The organism is Flavobacterium aquidurense (assembly GCF_031458035.1).
Taxonomy (GTDB): domain Bacteria; phylum Bacteroidota; class Bacteroidia; order Flavobacteriales; family Flavobacteriaceae; genus Flavobacterium; species Flavobacterium aquidurense_C.
Genome location: NZ_JAVDXR010000003.1, coordinates 341918 through 364146 on the forward strand (window position 1 = coordinate 341918; position 22229 = coordinate 364146).

Below are 22229 nucleotides of genomic sequence, written 5' to 3' on the forward strand. Positions count from 1 at the left end.
CCCGATAAAAGTTGAGGATATTACAATAAAATTAATTTTAAGAAGTAATTAGCACTTCATAATTTCTTTAATTGTGTTTTATGAACTAAATTCGCCAACATGGATTGGATTCGTAAAACCGTCATTTTTGTATCACTTTTGATCCTTGCCTTTTTTGTATCTCAAGAAAGCAACAGTGCTGTGCAAAATACCGAGAGTCAAAATACAGAAACCAATTTTTCTAAAGATTACTCAGATTCACTGGCTTTTATACAGCCACGGGCAAGTTACCAGTTTGCGGCAAACATCAAAACAAACCATGCCGGAATCATCAAATGGTTTGGTTCCTTATTAGTTGCAGTTCCTCAACATCAGGTTGCCGAATCTGCATCAAACTTTGCAAATCAATTTTCGACTCAGAGCAAGAAAGTCTTACTCCTGCTCTACCCTTTCCATTTTTTCTGGTAGATAATACTGAAATTTAGTTCGAAGAATTCATTTCTTCCCAAACAATTTAACCGTTTTCTTTCAGAAAACTGTTTACTATTTCATTTCATTTATCAAATTTAAAAACATGGAAACGAGTGTAACCATTATTGGTATTGTGATCGCTATCATAGTAGCCATTCCTATTTATTTTTCGGCACGATCGAGCGCTGCGAACAAATCTAAAATTCTGACTATTAAAAAGAAATTCAATCCAAATCATCCTGAAGATTTTGATTTGACCGAATCCCAAAGCAATAAAACGCTGACAATTGACCAAAAACATAGAAAATTCATTTTGATGAATTTCAATCCAAACCAACAAGAATCAACTTTTGTCGATTTAAGAACGGTTTCATCCTGCAAATTAATTTTGACGACTGACGGAAATTCAGATACCATTCTCAAAATTGATTTTGATTTTCAGAGTAGGGAAACTTCTAAAAAAATAACAATTCCATTCTACGATTTTGACGACGACCGCATCAAGCAGATCAGTGCGTATCAAGATCATCAGTTTGCGAAAAAATGGCTTAAAATCATTCAGGATTCTATTTAGTGTTAGTTATTTAATTCAGGAGAAGAGACTCATTTTTGGGTCTCTTTTTTTATGCTGTACTATGACATTTATCATTTTATATTTTGAGATATGGAAGTACTTTTGAAATATCCAAAAATGCTTTTTTATGAAAATTTCATTGATTCAGAAGTACAACGTTCCCGGCCCAAGATATACCAGTTATCCAACAGTTCCGTATTGGAATGAAGCCGAATTTTCCGACCAAAAATGGATTGAAACTTTTCAAAAAGCATTCAAAGAAAGCAACTCTCAAAACGGAATTAGTTTATACATTCATTTGCCTTTCTGCGAAAGCATGTGCACTTTTTGTGGCTGCAACAAACGTATTACTAAAAATCATTCTGTCGAAGAAACCTATATAAAGGCACTTTTAAAAGAATGGCGTTTGTACTGCAAATTATTACCGGAAAGACCTCTGATAAAAGAAATTCATTTAGGCGGAGGAACTCCAACATTTTTTTCAAAAAACAATTTAGAAGCGCTTATCAACGGTATTTTTAGCTTTGCAAATAAAGCTGATCAATATGAATTTAGTTTTGAAGGACATCCTAACAATACCACTTACGAACAGCTTCAAAAGTTATATGATTTAGGCTTTCGCCGAGTAAGTTTTGGTGTTCAGGATTATGCTGAGAAAGTTCAGAAAGCGATTCATAGAATTCAGCCATTTCATAATGTAGCAAAAGTAACTTTTTGGGCTAAAGCAATTGGTTATACCTCGATTGGTCACGATATAATTTTTGGCCTTCCTTTTCAAACCGTTGACGATGTCGTTGATACTGTCGAAAAAACATATTCACTTAAACCAGATCGTCTGGCTTTTTACAGCTATGCCCACGTACCCTGGATTAAAGGAAACGGACAACGCGGCTATAATGAAGAGAATCTTCCAAAAGATGTTGAAAAACGAAAATTATACGAAACTGGAAAAAAATTACTTTCTAAAAATGGCTATCACGAGATTGGCATGGATCATTTTGCTTTAGAATCTGATAGTTTATTCAAAGCATCAAAAACAAATAAGCTACACAGAAACTTCATGGGCTACAGTGCTTCTAAAACACAACTTATGATTGGCCTCGGCGTTTCTTCAATAAGTGATAGCTGGTATAGTTTTGCTCAAAACACTAAGAGTTTGGAAGATTATTACCAATTATTAGAATGGGACAAATTGCCGATTGTAAAAGGTCATATTCTAAATGATGAAGATTTAATTATCCGAAAACACATTCTAAACCTAACTTGCGAATTTGAAACGTCATGGACAAAAGAAAATCTTTATTTTGAAGATGTTGAAAATGTAATTGCTGATTTAAGGGAATTAGAAAAAGATAATTTAATTGTAATTGCCGAAAATAAAATTAGAATTACTGAAGCCGGAAAACCATTTGTCCGTAATATTTGTATGGCTTTTGATTTGCATTTAAAAAGAAAATCACCGGAAACAAATTTGTTTTCGATGACAGTTTAATGGCAATTAGGAGTCGATTGTACAAACAAACTCATATTTGAAGGGGAAACATATGGAATTCCTAAGCCTAAGCCTCTGAGGATAAATAAAACACCAATAATTACGGCAACGTACGGAATGGCTCTTTGAATTTTATTTCTAAAAGGCAGTTTGATTAAAGAATGAATATAAACTACTATCGTCATTAAAGGCATAGTTCCTATTCCGAATAAAAGCATATACAAAACTCCAAAACTGGCGCTTTGCATGGCAATTGCTCCAAATAAGGCAACATAAACCATTCCGCAAGGCAGGAATCCATTTAATAATCCAATAGTAAAAAGAGATTTGTAACTTTTATTTTTAAACTGACTTCCTAAATTCGATTTTATTCTTGAGATGATTTTATAAACAGGTTTCGAAAAATTATATTTTGAAAAAGCGCTCTCCGGAATCAAAACCACAAGTATCATTGCCAAACCAATGAAGATAGACATTTTCTGTTGCAGACCGGCCAAAAAGAATCCTCTTCCTAATAATCCAAAAATTAATCCTATTGTGCCATAAGCGGTCAATCTGCCCAAATGATACGTAATAATCTGTGTTACTTTTTTTGCTTCATTCTGATGATCTACAGGCAGCATCATAGCAATTGGACCACACATTCCTATGCAGTGCAGACTACTAATTAAACCTAATATGAAAGCAGAATATAACATTGTGTTAGTTTACGTAAATCACTTCTTTTGTCAGGTATTTTTTCCCTTCATACTGCCATTCCATACTGACATCCCAACGTCCTTTAATTAATTTGCTTTTAGGAATTAACAAATTAGAATTTACCACTGCTATCTTTGTATTAAAATCGAATTTCTTATTTGAAGGACGATATAATAATACATTCCCTTTTATTTTATCGCTTTCAAAAGAAGCTGGAAAGCTAACCTTAACGCCTTCCTTATTAAACGCAATTATAGGTTTCTGTTGCAAATCATGTGCATTTTGAATACGTGCCATCTCCTCCTGAAAATGCGAATCGTATTTATAATATTCTTCTACAACCAAATCATTATCATATTTGCTGTTGGATTGTACCTCAAAAACAAAGTATAAAATAAAGCTCATGAATAATCCAAAAGCAATGACAATTCCGGTTCCCCAATTTATTTTCATAATTGTAAATTTTATTTGTTAGTTGTCAAATATGGTATCGCTTATTATTATTTGTTTTTGTTTCACAAAGCTTTATAGTGGCGATTTCATGATACTGTAATTTTCTAATTAAAACTTCGCGGACCTAAAAAGTTTGTTGATGTGGTTTCAAGCAAATCTTTACCGTTGTAAACACCAATTTTAACTTTGGTTTTATCACTTTCTAAAAGAACTTCATCTATTTCTATAAATAATGTTCCTTGCGAAATGCCTTCTTTCTGGATTTTGAAATGTTCTTTTCCAACATTTTTAATTTCCCCTTTCTGATCAATCAATTCAAAATGAATATCATTATAGTCATTCATCGTTTTATTGACAATTTTATACGTATAAACATTACTAATTTTTTCTCCTTTATGCTGAAATAATTGTCCTGGCAAACGCAGTATTATAGCTTCAACATTGGTTCTTAAAAACAGCATTCCGACAAAAACGCTTAATAAAATGAATAAAACAGCGGTGTAACCTTTCATTCTGGCGGTGAATCTGAAAGGTTCTTTCTTGGCTATTTCATCTTCAGAAGCATAACGAATTAGTCCTTTGGGCAAACCAATGGTTTCCATTATAGCATCACATTCATCTATACAAGCGGTACAGTTTGTACATTCTAACTGAGTTCCGTTTCTGATGTCAATTCCCATTGGGCAAACATGTACGCATTGATGGCAATCGATACAATCTCCTTTGCCGGTGGTTGCTCTGTCCTCTTTTTTATTGAATTTTGCACGGCCTTCTTCTTTCTCTCCACGAACAAAATCGTAAGCAACATTAATTGATTTATTATCTAATAAAACACCTTGCAATCTGCCGTAAGGACAAGCAATAATGCAAACCTGTTCCCGAAACCAGACAAAGACAAAATAAAATACACTTGTAAAAATAAGAAGCGCTATAAAATTGCTGGATTGCTTAATAGGCCCTTCTTCGATCATTAAAAATAAGGTATCACTACCCACTAAATAGGCTAAAAAAACATTAGCGATTCCGAAAGAAATCAAAAAGAAAATAGTCCATTTGATGAGTCTTTTTCTGATTTTCTCTGAATTCCATTCCTGACGCGCCAAACGTGATTGTGCACCGCGATCACCATCAATCCAATATTCAATTCGGCGGAAAACCATTTCTAAAAAAATAGTCTGCGGACAAATCCATCCACAAAATATTCTTCCAAAAACAACGGTAAACAAAATCACAAAGACAACACCGACGAGCATCGATATTACAAACAGGTAAAAATCCTGCGGCCAAAACGGAAATCCAAAAATATTGAAACGGCGTTCCAAAACATTAAACATCATGAATTGGTTGCCGTTTACTTTTATAAACGGATTAGCAACTAAAATAGCCAACAAAACATAACTGACTATTTTTCGATATTCATAGAACTTACCAGACGGTTTTTTAGGGAAAATAAATTTTCGATTACCGCCTTCATCAATAGTTCCTATGGTATCTCTAAAAGCTTCGTCTGGTAAATTTGACATGATTTTTATTTTTTAACTTCTGTACTATCTTTTGGTTTACTTGTTGCGGCATCCGTTTTTGGAGCGCTTTCACCTACCCAAACTTCTCCTTCAGGTTCTTTTGGGTCTTTAGGATTACTTCCCTGCAGCGACAAAATATAACTGGCTACTTTTTGAATCTCTTTCGGTTTTAAACCGTTAGCTTTCCAGGAAACCATTCCCTTTCCGTCACGACCACCGTTTGTGATGGTGTGGAAAACTTCTTTAATTCCACCACCTAAAATCCAATGATTATCTGTAAGGTTTGGTCCAATTTGTCCTCCTGCATCTGCTCTGTGACAGGCTGCACAATTGGTTGTAAAAATTTCTTTTCCAGCTTCTAAATTATCTTTGTCGGTAAGCAAAACAACCGTTTTTTCATCCATTAAATCCGGAGCAGTTTTAAGATATTCATCTACATCAATTTTTGCCTGAGCCATTTCTTTTTTAAGCTCGGTTTCCTGATCATCGGCGCCAAAAACTTCAAAACGGGCCAGATATACGACACTAAAAATTATTGTAATATAGAACAAGTAAACCCACCATGGCGGCAAATTATTATCTAACTCTTTAATTCCGTCATAATCATGGTGCATTAATAACTCACCTTCTTTTTCTATAGGTTCCGTTTTAGTCAGTTTATGAATTAAGTCTTTGTACCAGGTACTTTCCTGCAAACTCAGACTCTCTTCATAATCTGCTTTTGCTTTTTCTTCCGGTGATAACAATTGATACATAACGCGATTAACCGCATTCATTGTAATCTCGATTGCAATCAGAATGAATAAAAAGACAAACAAAAAGACAGATACCATTGGGTATTTTATAAAAGCTGGCTGAGATCCGGAATCAATAAAATATTCCAATAAACCAAAACCTATGAAAAAAATCAATGGGACTCTTACATATACTGGGAAAAATTTTTTCATGCTATTTATCTTTTGAGATTATACTTAGCTCTTCCTCTAAAGGAATTTCACTCATTTCTTTAATCTTGTCTTTTTTATATGAGAATACCCAAAAGCCTAATCCCACAAAAAAGAAAAAGAAAATCAGTAGAGAGAGAATCGGGTAAATTTCAATACCCGAAATGTTCTCCATATTGTGTTTTATCTGTTCAAACATAGCATTATCATTTAGAAGTCTCTTTTACTTTTATATCAGTTCCTAATCTTTGAATGTATGCGATTAGCGCAACGATTTCTCTTTCATTCATCGGAACAAATTTTTCGCCTCTAGCAGCAGCTTTTTTTCTGCTATCCTCATAACTTTTTACAAAATCAGGATCATTTTCTAAGCTTTTCTCAATTGTTAGCGCCTGAGTTCTCAATATTTTTTGAGCACTTGCAATGTCATCTTTGGAATACGGAACACCAAGCGTAACCATCGCTTCCATTTTCTTTTGAGTTAGGGAAATATCCAGTGGTTTATTATCAAATAACCATTTGTAACCCGGCATAATTGAACCTGCTGATGTACTTTGTGGATTCCACATATGATTAAAATGCCAGTTATCATTGTATTTTCCACCTACTCTTAGCAAATCAGGACCTGTACGTTTTGACCCCCATAAAAATGGATGATCGTATACAAATTCCCCTGCTTTAGATTGTGGTCCATAACGTTCTACTTCACTTCTAAACGGACGAACTGATTGTGAGTGACAGCCTACGCAACCTTCTCTTATGTACAAATCACGTCCTTCAAGTTCTAGCGGTGTATATGGTTTTACACTTGAAATCGTCGGAATATTTGATTTAATTATTAGTGTTGGTACAATTTGAATAACGCCTCCAATTAAAATTGCAATTGTAGCAAGAATGGTCAACTGAATTGGCTTCCTTTCTAACCACGTATGGAATTTTTCTCCACTAAGTCTATGACTACTGATTCTTTGTAATGCCGGAGCCTGAGCCAATTCATCTTCAATAGGATCACCAACTTTTATTGTCATTATGATATTATAAACCAATACCAGCATTCCAACCAAATATAGAGTACCTCCAATCGCTCTCATCCAGTATAAAGGCATAATGGCTGTTACTGTTTCAAGGAAATTACCATAAGTTAAAGTTCCGTCAGGGTTAAATTGTTTCCACATTGAAGCCTGTTGAAAACCTGCAACATACATTGGCAATGCATATAAAATAATTCCTAAAGTCCCAATCCAGAAATGGAAATTGGCTAGTTTCTTTGAGAATAAAGAGCTTTTGCTCATTCTAGGAATCAACCAATAAATAATCCCAAACGACATAAATCCGTTCCATGCCAAAGCACCTACGTGTACGTGTGCAATAATCCAGTCTGTGTAATGCGCAATGGCATTTACATTTTTAAATGAAAGCATAGGACCTTCAAAAGTTGCCATTCCGTAACCGGTAATTGCAACAACAAAGAATTTTAAAACTGGCTCTTCACGAACTTTATCCCAGGCACCTCTTAGCGTTAAAAGTCCGTTGATCATACCTCCCCAAGATGGTGCTATGAGCATTATTGAAAACACAACACCTAAATTTTGAGCCCAATTTGGCAGAGCAGAATATAATAAGTGATGAGGACCAGCCCAGATATAAATAAAGATTAAAGACCAAAAGTGAATAATAGATAATCTATAGGAGTAAATTGGACGATTTGCGATCTTCGGAACAAAGTAATACATCATACCTAAAAATGGAGTTGTAAGGAAAAATGCAACTGCATTGTGACCGTACCACCATTGTACCAAGGCATCCTGCACTCCTGCATAAACAGAATAACTTTTTAACGCTGAAACCGGCAATTCTATATTATTGAAAATATGCAAAACTGCAACCGTAACAAATGTGGCCAGGTAAAACCAAATGGCAACGTATAAATGTCTTTCTCTTCGGCGTATCATTGTACCAATCATATTGATACCCATTACCACCCAAATTATGGCAATAGCAATATCAATTGGCCATTCTAACTCGGCATATTCTTTTGAAGAAGTATAACCTAATGGTAATGTAATAGCTGCAGCAACAATAATTAACTGCCAACCCCAAAAATGTAAGTTGCTCAAAAAGTCACTAAACATTCTCGCTTTCAGTAATCTTTGTAAAGAGTAATACAAACCTGCAAAAAAAGCATTCCCTACAAAGGCAAAAATAACGGCATTGGTATGTAACGGCCTAAGTCGTCCATAACTTAGCCATGAAATTCCGTCAGTTATGTTGGGAAAAAGGTACATAACCGCAAGGGTCAGTCCCACTAACATACCTACTACTCCAAAAAGAATAGTGGCGTAAATGAATTTTTTTACAATTTTGTTGTCGTAATAAAACTGTTCCATTTCCATAATTATACTTGTTTTTCTTCTGTTGGTGAATTATTATTCTGGGGAGTAATTTTGGTTTCGTCGTCAAAAAGCATCCTGACGGAAGGTGTATAATCATCATCGTATTGTCCTGATTTGACAGCTACGATAAAAGCAATAAAGAACCCAATTGCTACGAAAATACTAACTGAAATTAGTAGATAAATCACACTCATACCCTAAATTTATGTTAACAAAATTAGAAGATTGCAGCCGTTTAAAATATGACAATTATCATATTCAAAGACTTAAGTTAAATTTAATAAAAATTTATTTATAAATTATTTATAATCATTTTAAATTACTGTTACTGAAATAGTTAGACATCAACGTAACAAAACTAACTATTGTAATCGTGCTTAAAGGCATAATTATTGCCGCAACAAGAGGAAGTAAATTGCCTGTAATTGCAAAGGAAAGTCCAACAATATTATAAAGCAATGACAAAACAAAACTCATTTTAATGATCCAAATAGATTTATGTGATAACCTTAAAAAATAGTCCAATCTCGAGAATTCACTAGCATCCAAAATAGCATCGCAAGCGGGTGAAAATACATTGACATTTTCAGAAATAGATATTCCGACGTTGCTTTGTGCCAAAGCTCCCGCATCATTCAAACCGTCACCCACCATCATTACATTTTGTCCTTTTTCCTGAAGTTTTTTAATGAATTCCAGTTTCTGTTCTGGTTTCTGATTGAAAACAAGTTCGGTGCCTTTTGGTAAAATTGCTTCAAGATTAGATCTCTCTCCATCGTTATCCCCTGAGAGCACTTTTATTTGGTAATTTTTACTCAGTTTTAAAAATAACGTTGCAAGACCATCTCTATATTGATTTTGAAAATTAAATCGACCATAATACACATCGCCGATTCTAATATGAAGTGCCGTTTTCCCGATTTCCGATGAATCCAAATCCGGGCAGCCAACAAATTCAGCTGAACCAATTTTAATTGTTTGATTTTCGGTCAAAGCCAATATTCCTTTTCCCGTAATTTCCTGGAAATCTTCCATTTTTATTCGATGATAATCTGGAAGAAAATCATATAACATTCGGTTCAAAGGGTGATTTGAAGCACGTAAAACATTTTTAATCAACGCATAATTCTCATCAGAAAGAGGATTTCCTTCATAAATAATACTCGATTTTTTATTGGTGGTGATGGTTCCGGTTTTATCAAAAACAATGGTGTCCACTTTAGCTAATTGTTCAATTACTAAAGCATTTTTTAGATACATTTTCTGCTTACCCATAATTCGGAGGATGTTTCCGAAAGTAAACGGTGCCGTAAGAGCCAGTGCACAAGGACAGGCAACTATCAAAACTGCGGTAAAAACATTAAATGCTGTATTAGCATCAAAAAATATCCAATATCCGAAACCAGCAAAAGCAATCAATAATAATATAGGAGTAAAATATCGACTGATTTTGTCTGTAATTGTTTTGTGCTTTTGATCAACATTCTTTTGAAAAATTTCATTACTCCACAACTGCGTCAGATAACTTTGTGAAACCGAATGCAAAACTTCCATTTCGATCACTTTCCCAATTTGCTTTCCTCCTGCAAAAACTTTATCTCCTGATTTTTTGGTAATTGGAACTGCTTCTCCTGTCACAAAACTATAGTCAATCTCGGCTTTTTCGCTAATTAAAATTCCATCGACGGGAATTAATTCCTGATTTCTTATTAGTAATCTGTCTCCTTTTAAAACATCGTAAATCGGAACACTTTCTTCAGAGGTATTATTATTGATTTTAGTGACCGCAATTGGAAAATAAGATTTAAAATCTCTCTCAAAACTTAAAAAGCTGTATGTTTTTATTTGGAACATTTTTCCGAGAAGCATAAAGAAAACCAATCCTGTCAAACTATCAAAAAAACCTGATCCATAATCCATTACAACATCAAAAGTACTACGAACGAACATTACGATAATTCCCAAAGCAATCGGAATATCGATATTCAGCATTTTTGATCTTATACTCTTATAGGCCGAAACATAATAACCACTAGCGGAATATAAAAAACTCGGCAAGGCCAATAAAAATATTAAAATCCTAAAAAATGGCTTGTAATTGTCTAACCAAAACTCCTTGATTTCGAAGTATTCCGGAAATGACAAAAGCATAATATTTCCAAAACAAAAGAAAGCGACGCCCAATTTATAAGTCAGACTTCTGTCTACATTGTTTTTACCTGTTTCGTAATTTTCCAGACTGATATAAGGCTCATACCCAATCGAACTTAAAAGATAAACTATTGATTTAAGTGAAACAACATCAGAATTAAAGGTGATTCGGACTCTTTTCTCTGGAAAATTAACTTGCGAAATACTAATACCAGATTGAATTCGGTTTAGATTTTCGAGAATCCAGATACAAGAACTACAATGTATGTGTGGAATATTTAAAGAAACTATAGCGGTATTTCCTTCCTGAAATTCTAATACTTTTGAAAGAATCGTTTCGTTTTCTAAAAAATCATATTTCCCCTGAATGTCTTGCGGAGTGGCACCGGGTGATTTTTCAAAATCATAATAACAGGTCAAATCATGAAGACTGAAAATTTCGTAAACCGTTTTGCAGCCATTACAGCAAAACTTTTTACCATCAAAATTGATTTCTTCATTTTTAATTATGGTCAATCCACAATGAAAACAACCTTGGTCACTCATAATTTGTTTTTTTAACTTGTACAAAGTTTGTGATTGCACTAGACTATAAATATGACATTTATCACGTTTGGCTAAATTATGATTCTAATTTACTAAAATAAAAAAGGCAAATTACGGTACTATAATTTTTCTTACGTTTTTTCTGAAATTATATCCCTGAAGATAATGAATAATGGTTAATTTTGCCTAAAATTATCTTTGTCATGAATAAATGTGACCAATGTATCGTGCGTCAGCTAACTTCTTTAAATGCTTTAAATAAAGAGGAAGTAATAAAACTAGCCAATAGTAAAACGACTTATAAAATTAAAAAAGGAGAAGCTATTTTTGAAGAAGGGGAAGTTACAAACGGTGTTTTCTGCGTAAAAGACGGCGTTGGAAAACTTTCTAAATTAAGTGCCAATGGAAAGGACCAAATTGTAAAACTGGTAAAATCAGGAGAGCTTTTAGGGCAGCGCTCTATGATTAGTAACGAACCGGCCAACTTAACTGCAAAAGCCGTTGCTGACATGGAAGTTTGCTTTATTCCGAAATCCGAGATCATTGGTTTCTTTAATACTAACAATCAGTTTTCGATGAAATTAATGCAGTCTGTTTGTGAAGATTTGAAGGAATCTGAAAACGATAAAATTGCTTTGGTCCAAAAAACTGTAAAACAACGTTTAGCCGAAACATTATTGCATTTGCATGATGCTTTTGGAGAAAACCCAGACAAAACATTAAAAGTTCAACTGACAAGAGAAGAATTAGCCGGAATGATAGGAACAGCAACTGAAAGTTGTATTCGTTTATTATCCGACTTAAATAAGCTTGAACTTATTGAATTAGTTGGTAAAAAAATTATTCTTAAAGATGTAAAAGCATTAAAAAAATTAGCTGAATAATTACAGTTTTTTTGCTTCACTCCAAAACACATCCATCTCGGCAAGCGTCATATCTATTAATAGTTTTTCAACAATAAATGATTAGTATAAGATAAAAAAAATGTCTTAGTGTAATATTTTTAAGACTTATTTAAGTCTGTTTAATAATTGAATTATTATATTTTTCAACTGTGAAAGCATATAAAATTTCACACAACTAAAATATATTATATCAAACATTTAAATCTTTAAAATTTATACTATGAAAACAAAAATGAAATTATTTTTTACATTCCTATTCTTAACAGCATCATATGCAGTTAGCGCTCAAAAAACGAATATTACTTTCAAAGAGCTTCCTGCACCTGCTCAAAATTTTATAATTACCAATTTTAAAGGACAGTCAACCTCATATATAATCAAAGACAAGGATATAATGAGCATTGATTATAAAGCGATGCTTTCGGGTGGAACGAAAATAGAATTTGATAAAAAAGGAAATTGGAAAGAAATCGACGGTAACAAGAATGTCATACCCAACTCTGTCTTACCTAAAGGAATTTCCGACTATATAAGTAAAAACTATAAAAATCAAAAAGTAGAAAAAATAGATAAAGAAACAGAATATTTTAAAGCAGGATATAAAGTAACATTATTAAATGATTTGGAACTTAAATTTGACAAAAATGGTAAGTTTTCAAGAATAGACGATTAAAATTACCTAAAAATATTTTTAAATTTCAAGAAGAAATTATTAAACTAACTAACGCTATTTTCTTTTCAAGAATAAAAGAAAATAGTGTTTAGTTTTTTTCAAAGTCAACATCTACAACTTTTTTGCTTCATTCCAAAACACATCCATCTCGGCAAGCGTCATATCCATTAACGGTTTTCCTAACTGATCTGCCTTGCTTTCTAAGTATTGAAAACGCTTAATGAATTTTTTATTGGTTCGCTCTAAAGCATCTTCTGGATTTACATTTAAGAATCGGGCATAATTAATCATGGAGAATAAAACATCTCCAAATTCGGCTTCAATTTTATCCTGATCGCCAGATTTTACTTCTTCCTGAAGTTCTTCTAATTCTTCCTGAACCTTATCCCAAACCTGATGTGGTTCTTCCCAGTCAAAACCAACACCTTTTACTTTGTCCTGAATTCGGCTTGCTTTTACTAATGCAGGCAAACTTCTCGGAACACCTTCCAAAACTGATTTTTTTCCCTCTTTCAGTTTTAATTTTTCCCAATTTTGTTTAACTTCTTCTTCGTCCTTCACAACAGTATCACTATAAATATGAGGATGACGATGAATTAGTTTATCACAAATTTCGTTGCAGACATCTGCCATATCAAAATCATTCGTTTCAGAGCCAATTTTTGCGTAAAAAACGATGTGCAATAATAAATCTCCAAGTTCTTTTTTAACTTCGTTTAGGTCATTGTCTAAAATAGCATCACCTAATTCATAAGTCTCTTCGATTGTGAGATGCCTAAGTGTCTGCAGTGTTTGCTTTTTATCCCATGGACATTGCTCACGAAGTTCATCCATAATAATTAATAATCTTTCGAAAGCCTTAAGTTGAAGTTCTTTGCTCATTTTGTGAAGTTTTTTTGGGATTGAAACCGAATAAATGTAAAAGTAAAAAATCCTGTCAAGAAAACATCTCAACAGGATTAATATAATTTGAATGTAAAACTACTATTCTTCTTTTTTAGCTTTTGCTTTTTTAGCAGCCGGAGCTTTTTTTGGTTTCTCTTCCGCAGCCGGAGCTTCTTCAGCAGTTTCTGATGGAGCCGGAGCTAAATCAGTAACCAATCCTTTAGCTTCAAGTGTGTTGTACCAGTTTAATACTTTTTTAATATCAGAAGGGTAAACTCTTTCTTCATCATATTCTGGTAAAATTTCTTTAAAGTAAGCTGTCAATGTAGCATTGTCTTCTTTATGAGAAATCGCCTGACCTTTGTTTTCTTTAACAGCAATACGCTGCATTACTTCTGTCAAAGGTTTTTCACCTTCGTATGTATAAATTGAAATCTCTGACAATAAACTTACATTACTTTTTAAGTTTACTGTGATTTTTTTTCCATCTGTCAATGATTCTGCCACAAAACCTGTACGAGTTTGAACCTTCAATACATATAATCCTGGTTTCCCAGAAATGGCTAAAATTTTCTCTAAATTCATGTTTATTAAAATTAGTATTAAGAATTTGATTTATTTATATTTCTTCGATTCTAAATAATTTAGAATATTTATCTTCCTTTTTTTGCGGCAGCAAATTTCATTCGGTACTCTTGAAAAGTCTTACCTTCTGTAATGTTTTTCAATTTCTTTTGAATCAAACGCTTTTTCAAAGAAGATATTTTATCAGTAAATAAAATACCCTCAATATGGTCGTATTCGTGTTGAATTACTCTTGCAATTAAACCATCAAAAACTTCCGTTTTCATTACAAAATCTTCTTCGCAATATTCAATCGTTACGGTTGGTTTTCTGTAAACATCTTCACGAACATCAGGAATGCTTAGGCATCCTTCGTTAAAACTCCACTCCTCACCTTCTTCTTTAACAATTTTAGCATTGATAAAAGTTTTTTTGAAACCTTTTAAATCTTTTTGCTCTTCTGAAGGTAAATCTTCATCATCACTAAAAGGAGTCGTATCAATTACAAACAAACGAATTGCCATTCCTACCTGCGGCGCAGCAAGTCCAACACCATATGCGTTGTACATGGTTTCATACATGTTTGCTATTGTTTCTTTTAAGTTTGGATATTCTGGCGTAATTGCCTCACCCACTTTTCTTAAAACAGGATCACCATATCCTACAATTGGTAAAATCATTTGTATTATTTTATGTTTTATCTACTGAAAATCCTGAAATTAGTTCTCATAATTCAGCTGGCAAAAATAGTAAAAAATAGTCAATGAATAATTCTAAACAACATATTATATCGCATTTTTTGTCTCTCTGTTAAAATCTCAGCCATAATTATGCCAAATTAATTCGTACAATTCTTACCTTTGTTAGTAAACCGCAATATATGTTTGATCGTATCTCGAAATTCACCAACAGTACTTCTTTCTTAAACGCATCAAAAGTAACTATTGCTTCTGTCGTTCCTGTGCTGATTTTAAACTTTTTTGGACATTTTGAAATAGGATTTACGATTGCGTTAGGTGCTTTTTATACCTATCCCAGCGATATTCCGAGTTCATTAAGTCACAAAATAAAAGGGCTTATTGTAGCATCATTTATAGTTTCCGGAGCTAATTTATTAGTAAATCTTGCCTATCCTTATCCTTATTTATTTTATCCCTTCTTAGGATTTTTATTGTTTTTATGCTCTATGATATCGGTTTACGGGCAACGTGCTACATTAGTATCATTTTCTGCTTTATTATCAATTTCATTATCATTTGGGCATTTGCATGAAGGCTGGGAAGCTTTTGAATACTCAGGTTTTATTTTCATCGGAGGAATTTTATATCTGATTGTATCATTGGTATTTCACATTATACAACCTTATAAATATGTAGAATTACAAATTGCCGAAGGAATAAAATTAACTGCAAAATACCTGAAATTAAGAGGTGATTTATGGCATCCTGACGCAAATCGGGAAACCATTATCGAAAAACAATTGGCTATTCAGGTCGAATTGAATTTGATTCATGAAGATTTAAGAAAAATGCTGATTGGGAATCAAAGTACTTCGGGAACAACTACACAAAACCGAAAAATGCTTTTGGTTTTTATTACGCTGGTTGAAATTCAGGAACTTGCTTTATATACTTCATTTGATCACAGTAAACTTCATGAGAAATTTTCTAAACATCCGGAAGTGCTTCGAACCTATCAAAATGTGGCCTATAAATTGGCTTCGACCTTAAAAAAGCTTTCAAAAAACGTTCATCATATTGCGGTTTATGTCGACAAAAATGATTTAAAAAATGAATTGGAAGCCTTGGAATTTGCCATTTTTGATTATGAAAAAAACTTAGGCAAGGATGAAGCGTCAGAAGGTGTTTTGATGCTGACAAACATGCTGAAATATGCTAAAAATCAGGTTGGTAAAATAAAAATTATTCAGCGTGCTCTCTCTCTTGCCATGCAGTCTTATAAACTGAAAGATAAGGATAAAGAACTTGAAAAATTCCTGACGCCTCAATATTATCCATTGCGCACGATGATTGAAAACTTAAGTTTTTCATCTTCTATTTTCAGACATTCCGTAAGAATGACTATTACTATTCTGATAGGTTTTATGATTGGAAAAATTCTCCCGTTTCAAAATGTTTATTGGATTTTATTGACAATCGTCGTAATCATGCGGCCGGGATACGGATTAACTAAAGAGCGTTCTTATAATAGAATCTTCGGAACTATTTTGGGAGGATTACTCGCTTTCGGAATTGTATCGGTAGTTCAGAATCATGTTGTCTTGAGTATTTTCTCTATTGTATTTATGCTTTTGGGTATTGCATTTACGCAGATAAATTATAAAATCAGTGCGACTTTTGTAACCATGTATGTGGTTTTTATTTACGGAATCCTCACTCCAAATGTTGTCGAAGTAATTCAGTTTCGAATTTTAGATTCACTTGCAGGTGCAATTTTGGCTTTCCTCGCCAATCAGTTTTTGTGGCCGGCATGGGAATTCATCAATACGCCAATACATATCGAAAATTCGATTCGCGCCAACCGAAATTATCTGAGAGAAATTGCTGATTATTATAATAAAAAAGGAGATGTTCCTACTTCATACAAATTAGCCAGAAAAAATGCGTTTGTAGAAATTGGCAACTTGATGACGTCTTTTCAGCGTATGATGCAGGAACCAAAATCGAAGCAAAAAACACTGCCTTTGGTTAATAAATTGGTAGTTTTGAATCATTCGATACTATCCGCTTTGGCATCATTGTCGACCTATATTCAGTCACACCAAACAACATCAGCCTCAGAATCATTCAATTATATTATAAAAACGATATTATCAAATTTAGATCAGTCGATTTCTATTTTAAAAAATGAAGCGATTCTCACAGATACCTTTTTTGATAAGGATGATGTAACGCTGCAATTTGAAGAATTGAAACGTGTAAATTTTAAACGTCTGGCCACAGATGACGATTTGGATAAAGAAACACGTCAGGCAAAAATGCAGGAAGCCCAAATGGTTATTGAACAATTGATCTGGATGAGTAATCTTGCTGAGAAGATATTGAAAATCACGAAAGAACTAAAAGCAACAAATCCAGATTAATTCATCTGGATTTGTTGCTTTTATATAAAACCTTAAAGTCGCACGTCAAATGTCATAAAGTCTTTAAAGTCCTGTACTTTACTGTCTGACTTTCGCTCATTATTTTCACCCTTATCGTGTACTCAAAAGTGTGCAAAGTCAATATTGACAACGCCTTTTGACTTTTATCCCGTCCCGAAGCTTCGGGATCGGGATTGACTTGCGACTATTGGGTTAAATGTGAATTAATTATTTCTCAATTTTAAAACTTCAGAAGTTTCTTTTCTTAGTTTTTCCAAAAGTTCTGGTTTATCATTTAAAGTCTGTCCATAAGAAGGAATCATGTTTTTCATTTTTGCTTCCCATTCCGGTGTTTTAATTTGATTTGTAAAACATCTGTTGATTAAATCAATCATAATCGAAACAGCAGTTGAAGCTCCCGGAGATGCTCCTAATAAAACTGCTAAAGTTCCGTCATGTGTATTAATAACTTCTGTTCCAAATTCTAAAACCCCACCTTCTTTTTCATCTTTTTTAATTACCTGAACACGTTGTCCTGCTCTTTCTAATTTCCAGTCTTTAGAACGTGCTGTTGGCAAATATTCGCGAAGCGCATTCATTCGGTCTTTTGGAGACTGACGCACTTGTTCTATTAAATATTTCGTTAATGGAATATTGTGATATCCAGCAGAAAGCATCGGAATTAAATTGTTTGCTTTAATTGACAAAGGCAAATCAAGATATGATCCGTTCTTTAAGAAACGAGTTGAGAATCCTGCAAAAGGACCAAAAAGTAATGCCTTTTCGCCATCAATTACACGGGTATCAATATGCGGAACAGACATTGGAGGTGCTCCAACGCTTGCTTTTCCATAAACTTTAGCCTGATGTTTAGCAATAACTTCCGGATTGGTACATTTTAGCCATTGACCGCTTACAGGAAAACCGCCGTAGCCTTTTCCTTCGGGAACATTTGCTTTTTCTAACAAAGGCAATGAACCTCCTCCGGCTCCAATAAATACAAATTTGGTATATGCTTTTCTTTTCTGTCCTGTAGATAAATCGGTGACTTTAATTCGCCAGGACTTATCCTCACGCTGTCTTAATTTTTTTACTTCATGGTTGAAATGTAAAGATACACCATCAAGTTTTTCTAAATAATTGAACATACTTCTGGTCAAGGCTCCGAAATTAACATCGGTACCAATTTCCATATGTGTTGCAGCTAATTTATCTGTAGAAGCTCTTCCTTCCATTACAAGTGGCATCCATTTTTTTAATTGCTCAAAATCTGTACTAAAAGTCATTTGAGAAAAAATTGGATTGCTTTGTAAAGCTTCGAAACGCTTTTTAAGGTATTTTACGTTTTTATCACCCCAAACAAAACTCATGTGGGGAACGCTTTTGATAAAATTATCAGGAGATGGAACTTTATTTTGCTGTACTAAATAAGACCAAAACTGACGAGAAATCTCGAAAGATTCAGCAATACTAATTGCTTTTTTAGGATCAATGCTTCCGTCCGCCTTTTCGGGAGTGTAATTTAATTCACAAAAAGCAGAATGTCCCGTACCGGCGTTATTCCACGCGTCCGAGCTTTCGGCTGCAGCGACATCAAGTCTTTCGTAAATTTCAATTTTAATATCAGGTTGTAATTCTTTCAAAATTACCCCAAGAGTGGCACTCATAATTCCAGCTCCAATAAGTACTACTTCACTATTTGAACGTATTGTTTCGTCAGGCATAACAGTAATTTGTTTTAAAATGCAAAGGTACTTTTTTCAATCGCAAAAAAAAACTAATTTTTGCATGATAAAAGTTAGAAAACTATAAATTTTTCTAAAAAAAGTAAATTTAATCGGCTTTAAACCTAAAAACGGTTAGAAGAAAGATAGTCCTGAAGCATAATCGTTGCAGAAATTTCATCGATGAGTCCTTTGTTTTGGCGCTGTTTTTTGCTCAATCCGCTATCGATCATCGTTTGAAATGCCATTTTTGAAGTAAACCTTTCATCCACACGAACAACTTTCATATCTGGAAAAATATTCGAAAAATGCGTCACAAAACCTTTTATGATGGAGGCACTTTCAGACGGAAGTCCGTTCATTTGTTTTGGTTCTCCAATTAAAACTACTTCGACTTTTTCTTTGGCAAAATAATCCTTCAGAAAATCAATTAAAGTGTTTGTTGGAATCGTAGTTAAACCTGACGCGATAATCTGCATTTCGTCAGTAACAGCAATTCCGGTACGTTTTTGTCCGTAATCTATGGAGAGAATTCTTGGCATTTTGTAATTTTTGTCAAATTTACTTTAAAATAGTTTTTTATGTTTTAAAATACCAATAATATAAACGATTTCTTTCTCAGAATCTATTCTAACTGTTATAATATAACCTTTAAAAACATAATCGCGATAAATTTCATTTTCAAAATAAATTGACTTCTTAAAATGAAATGGATTTATTAAATCTTTCCTTATCTTTTTTAGTAAATCATTCTTAAATTTTCTTGCGGCAATAGGTTTATCTTTAGCAATATATTCTGATTGTTCCTTTAGTTGAAACATAAAATCTTCCGTAAAACTAACTTTCATATTTTGAAATTGTTTTCTCTAAGATTTCGTCTAATTCTTCAAACGTATATAATTTAGCAGTGCCGTTATCGATTTTGGCCGCGGCCGCTTCCAACTTCTTTTTATGTTCCTCAAAACTAGGATCAGAAAAACCTTCTTCTTGGATTATTTTCAATTCATCCGCAGAAAATCTACTTAATAATTTTAAGACTTTTTCTTTAATCTCTGGCTGAAATTCTAATCTGATAGCTTCCATAATAATTTCATTTACAATACAAATATAATCTTTTTAAAAGACAACTATCGAAACTTTCCAATTCTTAACAACAAAGGAAACGTAACTTTTTGATCATTATTTTCCCAGGAAACCTTCAAATCCTCATAAATCAAATCAATTGGATTTTTGCCATTTTTTGAAATATAATGCTGAACAGAAGACCACGTATTTAAATATCCAATCAACGCATCGAAAGACCACACAAAATTGTTTTCAAATTTTTTACTTGGGATTTCTTCAAAAGGAAATGGAATCGTTTCGTAATTTTCATCCAGATACTTTCGTTCCGCATCCCAATAAGGTCCGACAATATTGTAATAGAAATGATTCAGGATTTTATCTGAATCTGGGTTCGTAGAAAATAATCCGTAACCCATCACTGCAAAAATTCTGTTTGGTTTTAAAATCCGATAGACTTCTTTATAAAATGCGTCAAAATCAAACCAATGAATTGCTTGTGCCACGACAATTAAATCGAATTTTTTATTTTCAAAAGAAGTATTTTCTGCAGGTTGCTTACAATAAATAATATTGTCAGCCTGAATAGCATTATCAAGCTGTTTTTGACTGATGTCAGTTGCATAAACTTTTTCGAAAGAAGAAGAAAGTTTATGTGCAACCTGACCGTTTCCAGTGGCAATATCCAACGCTACCGATTTGTTCGTCACAAATGAGACGATATAATCAATCATTTCCTGAGGATATTGCGGACGAAATTTGGAATAATCTACTGCTTGTTTTGAGAAATTATCTTTCATGATTTATTTTAGAATAAAAAATTCCTTCATTATAAAGGTATTCATTTTTGTTCGGCATCAAATTCTCTATTCAATAAAAAATGATTATTCTGTTTAACTTCTATTAAAAATTAATTTATCAAATTAAAAACAAAATGTTACATATATAACATTTTCAAAAGACTTTACTTTTCTTACTATTATACAAATACGTTATCTTTGCCAAAAATTAAAACTATATGAATTCTTTACAAACTATAATTGAACAAGCTTGGGAAAACAGAGCTTTATTACAAGAAACTACTACAACCGATGCTATTAGAGAAGTTATCGAAATGGTCGACGCAGGAAAATTACGTTGCGCTGAGCCAGTTGGCGATAAATGGCAAGTAAACGAATGGGTTAAGAAGGCAGTTGTAATGTATTTCCCAATTCAAAAAATGGAAACATGGGAGTCTGGTATTTTCGAATATCACGATAAAATGTTGCTAAAAAGAAATTATGCTGAAAAAGGAATTCGTGTAGTACCAAACGCTGTTGCACGTTACGGAGCATATATTTCAAGCGGTGTAATTTTAATGCCAAGTTATGTAAATATTGGTGCTTATGTTGACGAAGGAACTATGGTTGACACTTGGGCAACTGTTGGAAGCTGTGCTCAAATTGGTAAAAACGTTCACTTAAGCGGTGGTGTTGGTATTGGTGGAGTTTTAGAACCATTGCAAGCTGCGCCGGTAATTATTGAAGATGGTGCTTTTATTGGTTCTCGTTGTATTGTTGTAGAAGGTGTTCACGTTGGTAAAGAGGCTGTTCTTGGCGCTAACGTTTGTTTGACTGCTTCAACAAAAATTATCGATGTTACTGGTGATGAGCCTGTTGAAATGAAAGGTTTTGTTCCCGCTCGTTCAGTAGTAATTCCAGGAAGCTATACTAAAAAATTCGCTGCAGGTGAGTTTCAGGTTCCATGTGCTTTAATCATTGGTACTCGTAAACCATCTACAGATTTAAAAACGTCATTAAACAATGCGCTTCGTGAATACGATGTAGCGGTATAGTCAATATATTTTTTTGATATAAGAGGGCGGTATTTTACCGCCCTCTTTTTATTTCTATCAATTCCTGGAGATTTTAAATATCAACAAGCCAATCAAACGGTATTAAAATTTCTTTTTCTTCCATCAACCTTTGCTTATTGCAGCGAATCTCATTGATCTTTTATATTTCCAATTCCAAATCACAATTATAGAAGCAGCCAATTACGGTTTTCTCAAGGACTTTCCACTCGTTTTTAAATATTCCCTTTAACATA

General features: G+C 33.4%; 23 protein-coding genes. 7 read left to right on the forward strand and 16 right to left on the reverse strand.

Translation table 11 applies throughout. The features are described 5' to 3' along the window. Positions 1-99 precede the first annotated feature (99 nt). From J2X17_RS06935 to hemN, 3 genes are all read left to right on the forward strand, one after another. Entirely contained in the window at positions 100-447 is a 348-nt protein-coding gene (locus J2X17_RS06935) for a hypothetical protein (protein ID WP_310295975.1), read from the forward strand. A 106-nt stretch (positions 448-553) separates the two neighbouring features. Next, complete coding sequence (locus J2X17_RS06940) at positions 554-1024, forward strand: hypothetical protein (RefSeq protein WP_310295977.1); 471 nt, start codon at positions 554-556, stop codon at positions 1022-1024. A gap of 127 nt (positions 1025-1151) precedes the next feature. Next, positions 1152-2516, forward strand: a complete 1365-nt coding sequence (gene hemN, locus J2X17_RS06945; RefSeq protein ID WP_310295979.1) for an oxygen-independent coproporphyrinogen III oxidase — start codon at positions 1152-1154, stop codon at positions 2514-2516. On the opposite strand, the gene J2X17_RS06950 is transcribed toward hemN, so the two are convergent. The 8 genes from J2X17_RS06950 to J2X17_RS06985 form a co-directional block, all read right to left on the reverse strand. After that, on the reverse strand, positions 2513-3214 hold the full coding sequence (locus J2X17_RS06950; RefSeq protein WP_310295981.1) for a sulfite exporter TauE/SafE family protein: 702 nt from the start codon (positions 3212-3214) through the stop codon (positions 2513-2515). The two genes, hemN and J2X17_RS06950, sit on opposite strands and share 4 nt — an antisense overlap. 4 nt (positions 3215-3218) lie before the next feature. Then, entirely contained in the window at positions 3219-3668 is a 450-nt protein-coding gene (locus tag J2X17_RS06955) for a FixH family protein (RefSeq protein ID WP_310295983.1), read from the reverse strand. A gap of 104 nt (positions 3669-3772) precedes the next feature. After that, complete coding sequence (ccoG, locus tag J2X17_RS06960; protein WP_310295985.1) at positions 3773-5191, reverse strand: cytochrome c oxidase accessory protein CcoG; 1419 nt, start codon at positions 5189-5191, stop codon at positions 3773-3775. A 5-nt stretch (positions 5192-5196) separates the two neighbouring features. Beyond that, positions 5197-6138: a cbb3-type cytochrome c oxidase N-terminal domain-containing protein gene (locus J2X17_RS06965; protein ID WP_310295987.1), complete on the reverse strand. Its 942-nt coding sequence runs from the start codon at positions 6136-6138 to the stop codon at positions 5197-5199. Position 6139: 1 nt separating this feature from the next. Then, complete coding sequence (locus tag J2X17_RS06970) at positions 6140-6334, reverse strand: CcoQ/FixQ family Cbb3-type cytochrome c oxidase assembly chaperone (protein WP_310295989.1); 195 nt, start codon at positions 6332-6334, stop codon at positions 6140-6142. A gap of 7 nt (positions 6335-6341) precedes the next feature. Then, positions 6342-8528: a cytochrome-c oxidase, cbb3-type subunit I gene (gene ccoN / locus J2X17_RS06975; RefSeq protein ID WP_310295991.1), complete on the reverse strand. Its 2187-nt coding sequence runs from the start codon at positions 8526-8528 to the stop codon at positions 6342-6344. Positions 8529-8530: 2 nt separating this feature from the next. Beyond that, on the reverse strand, positions 8531-8722 hold the full coding sequence (gene ccoS, locus J2X17_RS06980; protein ID WP_041517968.1) for a cbb3-type cytochrome oxidase assembly protein CcoS: 192 nt from the start codon (positions 8720-8722) through the stop codon (positions 8531-8533). Between the two features lie 115 nt (positions 8723-8837). After that, positions 8838-11225 (reverse strand): heavy metal translocating P-type ATPase, encoded by a 2388-nt coding sequence (locus J2X17_RS06985; protein ID WP_310295994.1) that lies wholly within the window; start codon positions 11223-11225, stop codon positions 8838-8840. Positions 11226-11428: 203 nt separating this feature from the next. Between J2X17_RS06985 and J2X17_RS06990 the strand changes: the two genes are divergently transcribed. Together J2X17_RS06990 and J2X17_RS06995 are read left to right on the forward strand one after the other, a co-directional pair. Beyond that, the gene (locus J2X17_RS06990; protein WP_310295996.1) at positions 11429-12109 is read left to right on the forward strand and encodes a Crp/Fnr family transcriptional regulator; all 681 of its coding nucleotides are present in this window, start codon (positions 11429-11431) and stop codon (positions 12107-12109) included. Positions 12110-12350: 241 nt separating this feature from the next. Next, positions 12351-12803, forward strand: coding sequence for a PepSY-like domain-containing protein (locus J2X17_RS06995; RefSeq protein WP_310295998.1), 453 nt, complete (start codon positions 12351-12353; stop codon positions 12801-12803). Positions 12804-12914: 111 nt separating this feature from the next. On the opposite strand, the gene mazG is transcribed toward J2X17_RS06995, so the two are convergent. The 3 genes from mazG to def all read right to left on the reverse strand — a co-directional run bounded on the left by mazG (position 12915) and on the right by def (position 14932). Next, a complete protein-coding gene (gene mazG / locus J2X17_RS07000; protein ID WP_310295999.1) occupies positions 12915-13685 on the reverse strand; it encodes a nucleoside triphosphate pyrophosphohydrolase in 771 nt (256 codons plus the stop codon). A gap of 102 nt (positions 13686-13787) precedes the next feature. Continuing rightward, the gene (locus J2X17_RS07005) at positions 13788-14273 is read right to left on the reverse strand and encodes a DUF5606 family protein (RefSeq protein WP_310296001.1); all 486 of its coding nucleotides are present in this window, start codon (positions 14271-14273) and stop codon (positions 13788-13790) included. Positions 14274-14341: 68 nt separating this feature from the next. Beyond that, complete coding sequence (def, locus tag J2X17_RS07010) at positions 14342-14932, reverse strand: peptide deformylase (RefSeq protein WP_310296003.1); 591 nt, start codon at positions 14930-14932, stop codon at positions 14342-14344. Positions 14933-15132: 200 nt separating this feature from the next. Between def and J2X17_RS07015 the strand changes: the two genes are divergently transcribed. Further along, the gene (locus J2X17_RS07015; RefSeq protein WP_310296004.1) at positions 15133-17355 is read left to right on the forward strand and encodes an FUSC family protein; all 2223 of its coding nucleotides are present in this window, start codon (positions 15133-15135) and stop codon (positions 17353-17355) included. 224 nt (positions 17356-17579) lie between these two features. On the opposite strand, the gene J2X17_RS07020 is transcribed toward J2X17_RS07015, so the two are convergent. From J2X17_RS07020 to J2X17_RS07040, 5 genes are all read right to left on the reverse strand, one after another. Continuing rightward, entirely contained in the window at positions 17580-19079 is a 1500-nt protein-coding gene (locus J2X17_RS07020) for a malate:quinone oxidoreductase (protein ID WP_310296006.1), read from the reverse strand. A 125-nt stretch (positions 19080-19204) separates the two neighbouring features. Then, positions 19205-19621, reverse strand: a complete 417-nt coding sequence (ruvX, locus tag J2X17_RS07025; protein ID WP_310296008.1) for a Holliday junction resolvase RuvX — start codon at positions 19619-19621, stop codon at positions 19205-19207. Positions 19622-19645: 24 nt separating this feature from the next. Next, positions 19646-19927 carry a type II toxin-antitoxin system RelE/ParE family toxin gene (locus J2X17_RS07030; protein WP_310296010.1) on the reverse strand — a complete coding sequence of 94 codons (282 nt, stop codon included), beginning with the start codon at positions 19925-19927 and terminating at the stop codon, positions 19646-19648. Then, complete coding sequence (locus J2X17_RS07035; protein ID WP_310296012.1) at positions 19917-20162, reverse strand: hypothetical protein; 246 nt, start codon at positions 20160-20162, stop codon at positions 19917-19919. The genes J2X17_RS07030 and J2X17_RS07035 overlap by 11 nt, the downstream gene beginning before the upstream one ends. Positions 20163-20206: 44 nt before the next feature. Next, positions 20207-20941, reverse strand: a complete 735-nt coding sequence (locus J2X17_RS07040) for a class I SAM-dependent methyltransferase (protein ID WP_310296014.1) — start codon at positions 20939-20941, stop codon at positions 20207-20209. 218 nt (positions 20942-21159) lie between these two features. Here J2X17_RS07040 and J2X17_RS07045 point away from each other — a divergent pair, with 218 nt between their 5' ends. After that, positions 21160-21975 carry a 2,3,4,5-tetrahydropyridine-2,6-dicarboxylate N-succinyltransferase gene (locus J2X17_RS07045; protein ID WP_310296016.1) on the forward strand — a complete coding sequence of 272 codons (816 nt, stop codon included), beginning with the start codon at positions 21160-21162 and terminating at the stop codon, positions 21973-21975. Positions 21976-22229: the final 254 nt, after the last annotated feature.